14 protein-coding genes are annotated in these 13077 nt (G+C 49.9%); 10 read left to right on the top strand and 4 right to left on the bottom strand.

Features of this window, described 5'->3' with window-relative positions; all coding sequences use genetic code 11:
• Positions 1 to 9: 9 nt before the first annotated feature.
• Together ACJHXB_RS02280 and ACJHXB_RS02275 are read left to right on the top strand one after the other, a co-directional pair.
• Positions 10 to 957 (top strand): iron-siderophore ABC transporter substrate-binding protein, encoded by a 948-nt coding sequence (locus ACJHXB_RS02280; protein ID WP_001389448.1) that lies wholly within the window; start codon positions 10 to 12, stop codon positions 955 to 957.
• The gene (locus ACJHXB_RS02275; RefSeq protein ID WP_000614956.1) at positions 954 to 1841 is read left to right on the top strand and encodes a MurR/RpiR family transcriptional regulator; all 888 of its coding nucleotides are present in this window, start codon (positions 954 to 956) and stop codon (positions 1839 to 1841) included. The genes ACJHXB_RS02280 and ACJHXB_RS02275 overlap by 4 nt, the downstream gene beginning before the upstream one ends.
• A 44-nt stretch (positions 1842 to 1885) precedes the next feature.
• Here the strand turns inward: ACJHXB_RS02275 and ACJHXB_RS02270 are convergent, their stop codons facing one another.
• Both ACJHXB_RS02270 and mdaB read right to left on the bottom strand, forming a co-directional pair.
• Complete coding sequence (locus ACJHXB_RS02270) at positions 1886 to 2200, bottom strand: putative quinol monooxygenase (RefSeq protein WP_000958598.1); 315 nt, start codon at positions 2198 to 2200, stop codon at positions 1886 to 1888.
• A gap of 30 nt (positions 2201 to 2230) precedes the next feature.
• Positions 2231 to 2812, bottom strand: coding sequence for an NADPH:quinone oxidoreductase MdaB (gene mdaB, locus ACJHXB_RS02265; RefSeq protein WP_000065430.1), 582 nt, complete (start codon positions 2810 to 2812; stop codon positions 2231 to 2233).
• A 249-nt stretch (positions 2813 to 3061) separates the two neighbouring features.
• Here mdaB and ACJHXB_RS02260 point away from each other — a divergent pair, with 249 nt between their 5' ends.
• Genes ACJHXB_RS02260 through ACJHXB_RS02250 form a run of 3 tightly spaced genes read left to right on the top strand, consistent with a single transcriptional unit; the run spans position 3062 to position 4593 of the window.
• Positions 3062 to 3541 (top strand): Hcp family type VI secretion system effector, encoded by a 480-nt coding sequence (locus tag ACJHXB_RS02260; RefSeq protein ID WP_000065335.1) that lies wholly within the window; start codon positions 3062 to 3064, stop codon positions 3539 to 3541.
• Positions 3542 to 3543: 2 nt separating this feature from the next.
• Positions 3544 to 4254 (top strand): hypothetical protein, encoded by a 711-nt coding sequence (locus ACJHXB_RS02255; RefSeq protein ID WP_000834027.1) that lies wholly within the window; start codon positions 3544 to 3546, stop codon positions 4252 to 4254.
• A 6-nt stretch (positions 4255 to 4260) separates the two neighbouring features.
• Positions 4261 to 4593 (top strand): DUF2645 family protein, encoded by a 333-nt coding sequence (locus ACJHXB_RS02250; RefSeq protein WP_000914697.1) that lies wholly within the window; start codon positions 4261 to 4263, stop codon positions 4591 to 4593.
• A 45-nt stretch (positions 4594 to 4638) separates the two neighbouring features.
• On the opposite strand, the gene qseC is transcribed toward ACJHXB_RS02250, so the two are convergent.
• Positions 4639 to 5988 (bottom strand): quorum sensing histidine kinase QseC, encoded by a 1350-nt coding sequence (qseC, locus tag ACJHXB_RS02245; protein WP_000673375.1) that lies wholly within the window; start codon positions 5986 to 5988, stop codon positions 4639 to 4641.
• Positions 5985 to 6644 carry a quorum sensing response regulator transcription factor QseB gene (qseB, locus tag ACJHXB_RS02240; RefSeq protein WP_001221493.1) on the bottom strand — a complete coding sequence of 220 codons (660 nt, stop codon included), beginning with the start codon at positions 6642 to 6644 and terminating at the stop codon, positions 5985 to 5987. The genes qseC and qseB overlap by 4 nt, the downstream gene beginning before the upstream one ends.
• Before the next feature lie 151 nt (positions 6645 to 6795).
• Between qseB and ygiW the strand changes: the two genes are divergently transcribed.
• The 5 genes from ygiW to ftsP all read left to right on the top strand — a co-directional run bounded on the left by ygiW (position 6796) and on the right by ftsP (position 12985).
• Positions 6796 to 7188, top strand: a complete 393-nt coding sequence (gene ygiW, locus ACJHXB_RS02235; protein WP_000712658.1) for an OB fold stress tolerance protein YgiW — start codon at positions 6796 to 6798, stop codon at positions 7186 to 7188.
• Between the two features lie 52 nt (positions 7189 to 7240).
• The gene (locus ACJHXB_RS02230; RefSeq protein WP_000183490.1) at positions 7241 to 7723 is read left to right on the top strand and encodes a GyrI-like domain-containing protein; all 483 of its coding nucleotides are present in this window, start codon (positions 7241 to 7243) and stop codon (positions 7721 to 7723) included.
• Positions 7724 to 8268: 545 nt separating this feature from the next.
• Positions 8269 to 10527, top strand: a complete 2259-nt coding sequence (gene parC / locus ACJHXB_RS02225) for a DNA topoisomerase IV subunit A (RefSeq protein WP_410233456.1) — start codon at positions 8269 to 8271, stop codon at positions 10525 to 10527.
• A 233-nt stretch (positions 10528 to 10760) separates the two neighbouring features.
• Positions 10761 to 11498 carry a 1-acylglycerol-3-phosphate O-acyltransferase gene (gene plsC, locus ACJHXB_RS02220; protein ID WP_000965712.1) on the top strand — a complete coding sequence of 246 codons (738 nt, stop codon included), beginning with the start codon at positions 10761 to 10763 and terminating at the stop codon, positions 11496 to 11498.
• 74 nt (positions 11499 to 11572) lie between these two features.
• Complete coding sequence (gene ftsP / locus ACJHXB_RS02215) at positions 11573 to 12985, top strand: cell division protein FtsP (RefSeq protein WP_000059397.1); 1413 nt, start codon at positions 11573 to 11575, stop codon at positions 12983 to 12985.
• The last annotated feature ends 92 nt before the right edge of the window (positions 12986 to 13077 follow it).

Here is a 13077-nt window from a genome sequence, read left to right as displayed (position 1 = left end):
GGGAGTGATATGCGTTTATTTTTTTCTCTGCTGATATTGTTGTCATTTTTTGCCCGTGCGACAGAACCAGTTCAGGTGTTTACCGATGATTTAGGGCGCAAAGTCACAGTGCCCGCACATCCAAAGAGAATTGTCTCTTTACACGATCTTGATATCACCATTCCTCTGATTGAACTTGGTGTTCCCCCGGTCGCCAGCCACGGGCGAACCCGGCCTGACGGTAGCCATTTCATTCGATCAAGTGCGTTATTGACAGGTGTCGACTTTGATAATTCATCGATCGCTTTTATTGGCACCGCTGATATTGATATTGAAGCGATTGTGGCGGCAAAGCCTGACCTGATCATCACAGAACCGACCCGTAATACGCCCATTGAACAACTGGAAAAAATTGCGCCCACGGTGAGCATTGATCATCTCAAAGGAGGCGCGCCAGAAATCTACCGCAAGCTGGCAGAACTTACAGGAACGCAGTCGCAGCTGGCGATACTTGAACGCCGCTATCAGGCACAAATCAATGCGCTGAAGGCGACGCTGGACAGCCAAAAAATAACGGTATCGGTGATTCAGGCAAATCAGGGAAAAATTAATGTGATGCATAGCTATCATTCGCTGGGGCGGGTATTACGCGATGCTGGTTTTCGCTTTCCGCCGCTGATTGAGAGCATTCCTGAAGGTGGGCGAATGGATGTGAGCGCAGAGCGTTTACCTGAACTGGATGCCGATTTTGTTTTTGCAACCTGGCGCGGTGACACCGGTGGTAAACCTCAGGATGAGCTGGCAGCAATGGAAAAAGTCATGCCGGGATGGTGTCAGTTTCTGACGGCCTGTCGTTCCGGGCGCTATGTGCTGATTTCTCGTGAAGAGGCGATTTCTAACTCCTTTGCATCTCTGGGGCTGATGGCTGCGCAGATACAATCACAAATTGCGGGACGACCTCTACCGGAGGCTAAATGATCCAGAAAGACAAAACGCGGGTTGATATTTATGGTGAGCGTTTTCGCACTCGCGCGAGTCAGTTAACGCCTGGGTTAAGAACTGTCGCAAGCTACATTAATGAGCATCGTGAAGTGGTACTCGAGCAAACGGCGATGGAAATTGCGGCCACGTTGAACACTTCCGATGCCACAGTTATCAGGGCTATACAGGCTCTGGGGTTTGCCGGGCTGCGTGATCTGAAACGCACTCTGGAACAGTGGCTTGGTCCAGCCCTTAGTTCCAGCGAAAAGATGTCTACGACGGTGAGTAACTTGACGAGCGATGTTAACACCGCAATCGACTTTGTTCTTGAAGGGCATTTGTATACTTGTAATGTCCTGTCAGAGCCTGAAAACCGCCACGCGCTTGCGCAAGCTGTAGCGTTGTTGGTGCAGGCACGGCAAGTCGCTATTTTTGGCATTGGCGCTTCGGGTATCCTGGCGGACTATACCGCACGACTATTCAACCGCATAGGTTTGCCTGCCACGGCACTAAACCGTACGGGTATTGGCCTTGCCGAGCAACTGATCGCGCTTCAACGTGGCGATGTTCTGATCATGATGGCGCAAAAATCTGCGCACCGGGAAGGGCTGACAACGCTTCGTGAGGCGAGGCGGCTGGGGATCCCTGTTATTTTGCTGACAAACGCGCTGGATTCACGTTTTAGCAAAGACGCCAGTATCGTGATTCATGTTCCGCGCGGGGATGAAAAGGGGAAAACGCCACTACATGGTACGGTATTGTTGTGCCTGGAAATGATTGTTTGGTCGGTGGCTTCCGCGATGCCGCAGCGTGCGGTTAAAACCATTAAGCGAATTAACGATTTCCATCGGGGTTTGAAAACGGGAAGAAAGAATGGCTAATCTGACCTGAGGCCGGTAGCAACACCGGCCTCTTTTCAGGAATGTTAAATCCCCGGTTGCAGGATGCGGATATTCATCTCCAGCACATCGCCTTTTACGGCCTCGCTGTACGCTTTCATGTGCGGGGTTTGCAAGTGCGCTTCAAGATGCGCGATGCTTTCCCACTGCTCAATCATCACGATAGAATCCGGTGCCATAGACTGGAAACTCACGCCAGCAGCGCAATCCACCATTGGCGCATAGCCGTGGCAACCTTCTTCTTTCAGTACGGTTGGAACGATTTTAGCAAACTGATCCAATACCGCCTGACGGTGATGTTGACCAGGACGAGTACGGATTTCTGCGATTACGGTAAGCATGGTTAACTCCTTCTAAAGCCTAAGCTCTAGTTAACCAAAAATTTCCACAAGATGCTTGCGATATTCTTCAGTATAGCGGGGAACATCAGGCATTTTTATCACGTCATTAGCGATAAATGTCGGCAGCGGTTCCATGCCAAGGAATTGGTTTGCTTTATGGAACGGCAGATACACACCGTCAACGCCAACGCCGTGGAAGAACTGATCTTTTTCGGTGAAGGCTTCCATTGGTGCGTTCCAGGTCAGAGAAAGCATATATTTTTTGCCCTGTACCAGGCCGCCGGAACCGTATTTTTTCGACGGATCTTTGCGGGTACGACCATCGCTGGCATACAGCGTCCCGTGACCTTCGGTGAATACATCATCAATGTATTTTTTCACTGTCCACGGCGCGCCCATCCACCAGCCTGGCATCTGCCAGATCACCACATCAGCCCAGAGAAAGTTTTGTACTTCCGCTTTGACATCGTAGTCGCTGTCGGCGCGAACGATGCGGACATCATGCCCGAGGTCGCGCAGTGTGCCATCCGCGACTTCGGTCAGGGTGTCGTTCAGTTGACCATTGGAGTGGGCGAATTTTTTCGCGCCGTTGATAATCAGGATGTTGCTCATTTTTTAACCTCAAGGTGAGACGTTTGTCGACTATAGTACGTCACAGAGCGGTACGGTGAAATTAGCAAAATGTGCAAAGTCTTTTGCGAATTTAGCAAAAGTCTGATCTTGCTCTGATTCACCGATGCGGGATAAATATTTTCTGAAAATGATAATACTGAAATCAACTTCCTATAAGTTCCCACAGGAGAGATGTATTATGTAAATGATAAAGTAGTTTTTCGGAAAAAATAATCATGGAGAATATATATGTCAAATATCATATACTTATCAATTAAAGGAAAAACACAAGGTTTGATCTCTGAGGGCTGTGGTTCGTATGCATCTATTGGTAATAAATATCAAATAAATCATGTGGATGAAATTTTTGTTTTACAGTTCGACCATTCTTTAAGTCGAAAATATAATGTAGTGCATCATCCCATAAAATTTTACAAGCCAATAGATAAATCCTCTCCTTTATTAAATGCTGCTCTTTCTGAAAATGAAGAGTTATCAGCTGTATTTAATTTTTATAGAATTAATTCTGGCGGTTGTATTGAAAGGTTTTACACAATTGAATTGCAAGGGGCATATTTATCGAATATTCTGACTTGTTATCCACACTCAATTACACATGCGGGTAATCAACCGGAAGAGGTCATTGTTCTTAATTATAAAAATATAACATGGAAGCACCATATCGCGAGTACGGAATCATATAGTTGTTGGGAAGAAAGGATTTTTTAAATATGAAAAGCGATCTCACTATAAAAAATAGATATTGTACAATTCCACAAACGAAGTTCCGTAAATGGGATGAAATGGACGTTTTACTCTGGAAGTTAGGAAAAAATGATTCGCGTCGCCGTTCAGGAGTATATTATTTAAATGCTTATAAAGATGCATATGTACAATATAATAGGGACAAAATAATTAAACATGCATATGCCGCAGGGATTCGTCCAGAGTTACTGGGCGGCGTGGCCTGGATTGAGTCAGGAGGTATGCCTGAAAATTATAAGTTTCAGATATATGAAACAAAAAGAATGATCGGATCGTTAGATATGCCTGAAAATAAAACATCATTTGGCTCAATGGGTATACAAATACGAACCGCAGCGATTACTCTAGGCCTTGACCCTTCAGAATTAACTACCAGAAATCAGTTAGAGTTAGCGACATGCCTGATGGAAGATGATTTTACCTTTAAAATTGCTGCTACTCATTTAAGAGATCTTGCCCTTTTTGATTATCCCTCTTCGGCAACACTGTATATGACGAATGAGCAGTATATTATGGCTGGTATTAGATATAATCGTGGTGTTGAACGAGATTTGGGTTTTTTTATTTATTTAATTAATAATTTGCCTGCGCGTGATACAGATGATTATAAATTCATCTCTTATGGTATGAGGTTGTTAGAGATTAGAGAACATATCAAAAAATTGATTAATGAGTAATCAGAGATGTTAAAAAAACAACTACTATCAATATTTGAAGCACTATTATACATAATGCTTACTTATTGGTTAATAGATACTTTTTTTGCTTTCAATAAGTATGACTGGATGCTTGAGTCGGGAGACAACATTTGCAGTATACCTTCCGTTCCTAGCGAAGATCGTATATTGCAAGAAATAATTGCAGCATTTTTTCTTCTGACGCCACTTATTATTATTATCTTAAGGAAACTCTTTGTGCGGGAAATGTTTGAGTTTTGGTTATATGTATTCTCGCTCGTTATTTGTCTGGTTTGTGGTTGGTGGCTTTTTTGGGGACGGTTTATATTTTGCTATTAGTAAAATCTATGAGAGTCGTTTTAACGGCTCTCATAGACAGAGAAGTTACCAGCTCACCTTCGCCTCAAATCCACCTTGTTCCGCATTCCCAAACTCAACATTCATGCCATGCAATTTGGCGATTCGCTGGACAATCGATAGCCCAAGTCCACTGCCGGTAGCGGTTTGTCCGGGTGGGCGATAGAAGCGTTCGCCAATTCTCGCCAGTGCCTCTGGCGTCACACCGGGGCCGTTATCCCTCACGATGAAATTATCGGCATTCAGCGTGACGTCCACCACGCTGCCCTGTGGACTGTAGCGCACGGAGTTATCCAGAAGGTTTCGTACCAACAAACTTAGCAACAGCGGTTGTCCGGTGCGTTTGATGCCGTGCGCATTGAGTGTCAGTCGCACGTCAATTTTCGCCTGCTGCGCCGTGTGGTAAATATCCATCACCGATGATTGCAGGAGATCTTCAAGCGGGATCTCCGCGACGTCCTGAAGGTTATCCAGTGAGTCCAGCCGCGATAGCGTGAGCAGTTGATCAACCAGACGAGTAGCACGATCGATTCCGGAATGTAATTGAAGCAGCGCTTTTTTCCGCGCCTGCGGATCATCGTCAGATAGCTGCGCAACTTCGGTTTGCACTTTCAGCGCCGTTAACGGGCTACGAAGTTCGTGAGCTGCGTCGGAGGTAAAGCGTCGTTCACGAACCATCATCGCATGTGTGCGGGCGAACAGTTGATTCAACGACTCAACCAGTGGACGCACTTCGCTGGGTACGCCCGTCGCGTTTAGTGGTTTTTCCGAGTCAGGGTCACGCATACGTAGTGCCAGCGCCAGTTTGTTCAGCGGCGCGAGTTCACGACCCAGTAGTACCATCATGATGATTAACATAATCGGCAGTGCGACAAGCCACGGGATCAATTGCCCGGCAACAATCGCCAGCGCCATGTCTTCGCGGTATTCCCATTCCTGACCAACAACGATGCGATATTTGCCATCAGGTGAGGTCATCCAGACAAAACGCCAGGGATCGTCTTCACCGACCAGTTGCCCGTCAGCAAAACCTTCCCGTTGATAGCTATAGGGAATATCTTCTCCGTTATCGCCATCGTTAAGGACCATTCTGCCGTCGTGGGTAAAGATGGCAAAGGTCAGCGCATCGTCATCAACATGACCGTGTTTTAATTTATTTGGCGTCTGTGCCATGCGATCTGCCGCGTTGATTTCGTTGAGATCGAGCGTACTTAACCGCTTGGCAAACAGCATCAGTTGGGTGTCGAACAACTCATCGACGTTATCCGTTGTTTGTTTCCAGGCGACAAAGCTGGAAAGCAGCCAGGTCACTGAGGCCAGAATTAAAAAGATTAGCGTCAGCCTGACTCGCAGACTAAGACGTTGGGTAAATTTCATTTCTCACCTAATGTGTAGCCAATACCATGAACGGTACGAATAAAATCACTGCCGAGTTTGCGTCGCAGATGATGCACATGCACTTCAACGGCATTACTGGTGACCTCTTCGTCCCAGGTATACAGTTTCTCTTCAATCAGTTTGCGCGGCAGTACCCGACCAGCGTTACGCATCAGTAATTCCAGCAGGGCAAATTCTTTTGGTTTCAGCGTTAAGGGTTCACCAGCCAGTGTGGCGATACGTTTGCCGGGGTCGAGCATGACGTTGCCGTGGCGCAGCTCGTTGCTGGCCTGGCCGTTGGTTCGGCGCATCAGAGCTTCCAGCCTGGCGGCGACTTCTATCAACGCAAAAGGTTTACACAGATAATCGTCAGCTCCCAGACGCAGCCCCTCTACACGTTCCGCTAACGCATCGCGCGCGGTCAGGATCAGTACCGGCTCACGCTGACCTTTTTCTCGCCATTCGCGCAAAATATCGCGACCATCCATGCCTGGTAAGGTTAAATCCAGGATCACCGCATCATAAGGCGCACTATATAGCGCCTCTTTTCCCTGACGACCTTGTGTAAACCAGTCGACGCTAAAACCCATTTTACTAAGGCCCGTTTTGATGCCGTCGCCAATCAGCATGTCATCTTCTATCAGTAAAATTCGCATTTTTTCATCCCTGCGATAACCGTATTTGCTGCCAGTAAACCGTGTTGTAACGCGCTCTGTACAGCATTAAATTTTATTTTTTTCCCTTAAGAAGTTGTTAAGGACTATCTTGTTAAATGCTCGGAAACAGACATTAAAGGGAGTAATAAACATGAAAAAATTCGCAGCAGTAATCGCAGTAATGGCCCTGTGCAGCGCACCGGTGATGGCAGCAGAGCAGGGCGGTTTTTCTGGCCCATCGGCAACGCAAAGTCAGGCCGGAGGATTCCAGGGGCCGAACGGCAGCGTAACGACCGTAGAAAGCGCAAAATCCCTGCGTGACGACACCTGGGTAACCCTGCGCGGCAATATCGTTGAACGCATCTCTGACGATCTCTACGTGTTCAAAGATGCCAGCGGTACTATCAATGTTGATATCGACCACAAACGCTGGAACGGCGTGACGGTGACGCCGAAAGATACGGTTGAGATCCAGGGGGAAGTCGATAAAGACTGGAACTCTGTTGAAATTGACGTCAAACAGATCCGCAAAGTAAATCCGTAATTGTTACCGCTCCCGGGACGCGTTCCCGGGAATAATTTCGCAGGGAGGCAAAATGACAAACCTGACACTGGATGTAAACATTATCGATTTCCCATCAATCCCTGTGGCGATGTTGCCGCACCGCTGTAGCCCTGAGTTGCTCAACTACAGCGTGGCGAAATTTATCATGTGGCGTAAAGAGACGGGGCTTTCTCCTGTTAACCAAAGCCAGACTTTTGGCGTCGCCTGGGATGACCCTGCCACCACCGCACCGGAAGCGTTTCGCTTTGATATCTGCGGCAGCGTTAGCGAACCGATCCCCGATAATCGTTATGGTGTGAGTAATGGTGAACTTACCGGTGGACGTTATGCTGTGGCCCGCCATGTTGGCGAGCTGGACGATATTTCACACACGATATGGGGCATCATTCGCCACTGGCTACCTGCAAGCGGCGAGAAAATGCGTAAAGCACCGATTCTGTTTCACTACACCAATCTTGCCGAAGGGATGACAGAGCTGCGACTGGAAACGGATGTTTATGTACCGTTAGCGTGATGGAGAATCTTTACCGGAGTGTGAGCCAAATCACTCGCGATTAGTTTGAGCTAACAATGCCACAGGCGTATTGTTGTCGGGCTTATAATTTCTCCGGTAAGGAATACCATGTATACGCGAAATTTATTATCCGGTGCGCCGTAAGCCGTCTCGAGGGTACCCATGAGCAGGCCGCACTTATGGCAGGAGGCGCGGGGCACAGGTGGAGACACTGCTAAGCTGGGCTGAACCGTATACTTACAGACGACTACTTTGATGCTTTAGGCTTCCCTGGACTCGCATAACCTCAACTTCTCGAATCGCCCGGTGCGGACCCGCATGCCGAGTGGTGTGGCATGGGCGCAACCTTGTGTTGCCCCCTATGCCGATCAAGTCTACAGCAAAGAGTTGTATATCAAGGCACATTGATGCCTTTATCGCCGTCGGAGCACGTCCGGCGGCGCTATTCACGCTGATCTCCTGTGACTCGACGCGGCAGATAATGTAGTATCTCCGGCAATATTGCCCCTTTGAAGGCTGGCGAATAAGTTGAGGAATCAGAATTAATGAGCGATATGGCAGAGCGCCTTGCGCTACATGAATTTACGGAAAACGCCTACTTAAACTACTCCATGTACGTGATCATGGACCGTGCGTTGCCGTTTATTGGTGATGGTCTGAAACCTGTTCAGCGCCGCATTGTGTATGCGATGTCTGAGCTGGGCCTGAATGCCAGCGCCAAATTTAAAAAATCGGCTCGTACCGTCGGTGACGTACTGGGTAAATACCATCCGCACGGCGATAGCGCCTGTTATGAAGCGATGGTCCTGATGGCGCAGCCGTTCTCTTACCGTTATCCGCTGGTTGATGGTCAGGGGAACTGGGGCGCGCCGGACGATCCGAAATCGTTCGCAGCAATGCGTTACACCGAATCCCGGTTGTCGAAATATTCCGAGCTGCTATTGAGCGAGCTGGGGCAGGGGACGGCTGACTGGGTACCAAACTTCGACGGCACTTTGCAGGAGCCGAAAATGCTACCTGCCCGTCTGCCAAACATTTTGCTTAACGGCACCACCGGTATTGCCGTCGGCATGGCGACCGATATCCCACCGCATAACCTGCGTGAAGTGGCTCAGGCGGCAATCGCATTAATCGACCAGCCGAAAACCACGCTCGACCAGCTGCTGGATATCGTGCAGGGGCCGGATTATCCGACTGAAGCGGAAATCATCACTTCGCGCGCCGAGATCCGTAAAATCTACGAGAACGGACGTGGTTCAGTGCGTATGCGCGCGGTTTGGAAGAAAGAAGATGGCGCGGTGGTTATCAGCGCATTGCCGCATCAGGTTTCAGGTGCGCGCGTACTGGAGCAAATTGCTGCGCAAATGCGCAACAAAAAGCTGCCGATGGTTGACGATCTGCGCGATGAATCTGACCACGAGAACCCGACCCGTCTGGTGATTGTGCCGCGTTCCAACCGCGTGGATATGGATCAGGTGATGAACCACCTCTTCGCAACCACCGATCTGGAAAAGAGCTATCGTATTAACCTTAATATGATCGGTCTGGATGGCCGTCCGGCGGTGAAAAACCTGCTGGAAATCCTCTCCGAATGGCTGGTGTTCCGCCGCGATACAGTGCGCCGCCGACTGAACTATCGTCTGGAGAAAGTCCTCAAGCGCCTGCATATCCTCGAAGGTTTGCTGGTGGCGTTTCTCAATATCGACGAAGTGATTGAGATCATTCGTAATGAAGATGAACCGAAACCGGCGCTGATGTCGCGGTTTGGCCTTACGGAAACCCAGGCGGAAGCGATCCTCGAACTGAAACTGCGTCATCTTGCCAAACTGGAAGAGATGAAGATTCGCGGTGAGCAGAGTGAGCTGGAAAAAGAGCGCGACCAGTTGCAGGGCATTTTGGCTTCCGAGCGTAAAATGAATAACCTGCTGAAGAAAGAACTGCAGGCAGACGCGCAAGCCTACGGTGACGAACGTCGTTCGCCGTTGCAGGAACGCGAAGAAGCGAAAGCGATGAGCGAGCACGACATGCTGCCGTCTGAACCTGTCACCATTGTGCTGTCGCAGATGGGCTGGGTACGCAGCGCTAAAGGCCATGATATCGACGCGCCGGGCCTGAATTATAAAGCGGGCGATAGCTTCAAAGCGGCGGTGAAAGGTAAGAGCAACCAACCGGTAGTGTTTGTTGATTCCACCGGTCGTAGTTATGCCATCGACCCGATTACGCTGCCGTCGGCGCGTGGTCAGGGCGAGCCGCTCACCGGCAAATTAACGTTGCCGCCTAGAGCGACCGTTGACCATATGCTGATGGAAAGCGACGATCAGAAACTGCTGATGGCTTCCGATGCGGGTTACGGTTTCGTCTGCACCTTTAACGATCTGGTGGCGCGTAACCGTGCAGGTAAGGCTTTGATCACCTTACCGGAAAATGCCCATGTTATGCCGCCGGTGGTGATTGAAGATGCTTCCGATATGCTGCTGGCAATCACTCAGGCAGGCCGTATGTTGATGTTCCCGGTAAGCGATCTGCCGCAGCTGTCGAAGGGCAAAGGCAACAAGATTATCAACATTCCATCGGCAGAAGCCGCGCGTGGAGAAGATGGTCTGGCGCAACTGTACGTTCTGCCGCCGCAAAGCACGCTGACCATTCATGTTGGGAAACGCAAAATTAAACTGCGTCCGGAAGAGCTACAGAAAGTCACTGGCGAACGTGGACGCCGCGGTACGTTGATGCGCGGTTTGCAGCGTATCGATCGTGTTGAGATCGACTCTCCTCGCCGTGCCAGCAGCGGTGATAGCGAAGAGTAATATGTCGGGGAGGGCGCTGTTTCCTCCCGCTTGCAAGGAACGCCGGATGAAACGTTAAGTCGTCATCCGGCAGCGTATTCAACCCCCGGAAACGATAAAAATTCCCTTGAAACCGTTGTTTATTCATGCGTTGCGATTAACAATACGCTTTTCCAGAGAGCGGCTTTTAACAATGCCCTAACCTGATTTCAGGTGACGTACAATGCCAGTCTCTCAGACCTTCAGAGGGTGTTATGCTATATATCTTTCGTCTTATTATTACCGTGATTTACAGCATCTTAGTCTGTGTATTCGGCTCCATTTACTGCCTTTTCAGCCCGCGTAACCCGAAACATGTGGCCACCTTTGGGCATATGTTTGGCCGTCTTGCGCCGCTGTTCGGCCTGAAAGTGGAGTGCCGCAAACCTGCAGATGCTGAAAGCTACGGCAATGCTATCTATATCGCTAACCACCAGAACAACTATGACATGGTGACAGCATCGAACATTGTGCAACCGCCGACGGTGACGGTAGGTAAAAAGAGCTTGCTGTGGATCCCCTTCTTCGGGCAGTTGTACTGGTTAACCGGCAACTTATTGATCGACAGAAACAATCGCACTAAAGCTCACGGCACTATTGCGGAAGTCGTGAATCATTTCAAAAAACGCCGTATTTCCATCTGGATGTTCCCGGAAGGTACCCGCAGCCGTGGTCGCGGCCTGCTACCGTTCAAGACCGGGGCATTTCACGCGGCAATTGCGGCGGGCGTCCCGATTATTCCCGTGTGCGTCTCTACAACTTCGAATAAGATTAATCTTAATCGACTGCACAACGGTCTGGTGATTGTCGAAATGCTGCCGCCAATTGACGTCAGTCAGTATGGCAAAGATCAGGTTCGCGAGTTGGCTGCCCATTGTCGTTCGATAATGGAACAAAAAATCGCTGAGCTCGATAAAGAAGTCGCAGAGCGCGAAGCCGCCGGAAAAGTTTAAGTCGGCAATCTGTATTTTTGCGGGGAACACTTTCCTGCACGGTATTACTTTAGCCAGTTTTACATGGAGCAAATATGTCACTCAGTCGGCGTCAGTTCATTCAGGCATCGGGGATTGCACTTTGTGCAGGCGCTGTTCCCCTGAAGGCCAGCGCAGCCGGGCAACAGCAACCGCTACCCGTTCCGCCGCTGCTTGAATCTCGCCGTGGGCAACCGCTGTTTATGACTGTACAACGTGCGCACTGGTCATTTACGCCAGGGACACGCGCGTCGGTTTGGGGAATCAATGGTCGTTACCTGGGGCCGACTATCCGCGTCTGGAAGGGCGACGATGTTAAGCTTATTTACAGCAACCGCCTGACAGAAAATGTCTCAATGACGGTGGCCGGGCTACAGGTACCAGGCCCGCTGATGGGCGGTCCGGCACGGATGATGTCGCCAAACGCTGACTGGGCACCCGTACTGCCTATTCGCCAGAACGCAGCTACTCTGTGGTATCACGCCAATACTCCCAACCGCACGGCTCAGCAGGTCTATAACGGCCTTGCCGGAATGTGGCTGGTGGAAGATGAAGTCAGCAAGTCGCTGCCTATCCCCAACCATTATGGTGTGGATGATTTTCCGGTCATTATCCAGGATAAACGGCTGGACAACTTTGGTACGCCAGAATACAACGAACCGGGAAGCGGCGGCTTTGTTGGTGACACACTGCTGGTTAACGGTGTACAAAGCCCGTACGTTGAAGTTTCGCGAGGCTGGGTGCGCTTGCGACTGCTGAACGCGTCGAACTCTCGTCGCTATCAACTGCAGATGAGCGATGGTCGCCCGTTACATGTGATTTCTGGCGATCAGGGATTCCTGCCTGCTCCTGTATCGGTGAAGCAACTTTCGCTGGCACCGGGCGAGCGCCGCGAGATTCTGGTGGATATGAGCAACGGCGATGAAGTGTCGATCACCTGTGGCGAAGCGGCGAGCATTGTTGATCGTATTCGTGGCTTCTTTGAGCCATCCAGCATTCTGGTTTCTACCCTGGTGCTAACGCTGCGCCCAACCGGCCTTCTGCCGCTGGTCACAGACAGTCTTCCGATGCGCTTGCTGCCAACTGAAAGCATGGCCGGTTCGCCGATTCGTAGTCGCGATATCAGTCTGGGTGATGACCCGGGTATTAATGGACAGCTGTGGGACGTTAACCGTATTGATGTCACCGCGCAGCAAGGAACATGGGAACGCTGGACGGTACGCGCGGACGAGCCGCAAGCGTTCCATATTGAAGGCGTGATGTTCCAGATCCGTAACGTGAATGGCGCGATGCCGTTCCCGGAAGACAGAGGCTGGAAAGATACCGTTTGGGTTGACGGACAAGTGGAGCTGCTTGTTTATTTCGGTCAGCCTTCCTGGGCGCACTTCCCGTTCTACTTCAACAGTCAGACGCTGGAAATGGCGGACCGTGGCTCGATTGGGCAACTGTTAGTCAACCCGGTACCGTAATCTTCATACTCGCCCGAGGAGGGCGAGTATGGAATACCTTTCGATTTCTCTTTCGTTCCGGCTTATAATCCCCGGCCTTTGATTATTTTTTT

This window comes from Escherichia sp. WS3227_2, assembly GCF_046486495.1.
Classification (GTDB): Bacteria; Pseudomonadota; Gammaproteobacteria; order Enterobacterales; family Enterobacteriaceae; genus Escherichia; species Escherichia coli.
Note: the sequence above shows the minus strand (reverse complement) of the source record. Positions and strands in the feature narration are given on the sequence as shown.

Coding starts and splice junctions, on each gene's coding strand:
- ACJHXB_RS02280 (WP_001389448.1), top strand. CDS start 10: ATGCGTTTATTTTTTTCTCTGCTGATATTGTTGTCATTTTTTGCCCGT.
- ACJHXB_RS02275 (WP_000614956.1), top strand. CDS start 954: ATGATCCAGAAAGACAAAACGCGGGTTGATATTTATGGTGAGCGTTTT.
- ACJHXB_RS02270 (WP_000958598.1), bottom strand. CDS start 2,200: ATGCTTACCGTAATCGCAGAAATCCGTACTCGTCCTGGTCAACATCAC.
- mdaB (WP_000065430.1), bottom strand. CDS start 2,812: ATGAGCAACATCCTGATTATCAACGGCGCGAAAAAATTCGCCCACTCC.
- ACJHXB_RS02260 (WP_000065335.1), top strand. CDS start 3,062: ATGTCAAATATCATATACTTATCAATTAAAGGAAAAACACAAGGTTTG.
- ACJHXB_RS02255 (WP_000834027.1), top strand. CDS start 3,544: ATGAAAAGCGATCTCACTATAAAAAATAGATATTGTACAATTCCACAA.
- ACJHXB_RS02250 (WP_000914697.1), top strand. CDS start 4,261: ATGTTAAAAAAACAACTACTATCAATATTTGAAGCACTATTATACATA.
- qseC (WP_000673375.1), bottom strand. CDS start 5,988: ATGAAATTTACCCAACGTCTTAGTCTGCGAGTCAGGCTGACGCTAATC.
- qseB (WP_001221493.1), bottom strand. CDS start 6,644: ATGCGAATTTTACTGATAGAAGATGACATGCTGATTGGCGACGGCATC.
- ygiW (WP_000712658.1), top strand. CDS start 6,796: ATGAAAAAATTCGCAGCAGTAATCGCAGTAATGGCCCTGTGCAGCGCA.
- ACJHXB_RS02230 (WP_000183490.1), top strand. CDS start 7,241: ATGACAAACCTGACACTGGATGTAAACATTATCGATTTCCCATCAATC.
- parC (WP_410233456.1), top strand. CDS start 8,269: ATGAGCGATATGGCAGAGCGCCTTGCGCTACATGAATTTACGGAAAAC.
- plsC (WP_000965712.1), top strand. CDS start 10,761: ATGCTATATATCTTTCGTCTTATTATTACCGTGATTTACAGCATCTTA.
- ftsP (WP_000059397.1), top strand. CDS start 11,573: ATGTCACTCAGTCGGCGTCAGTTCATTCAGGCATCGGGGATTGCACTT.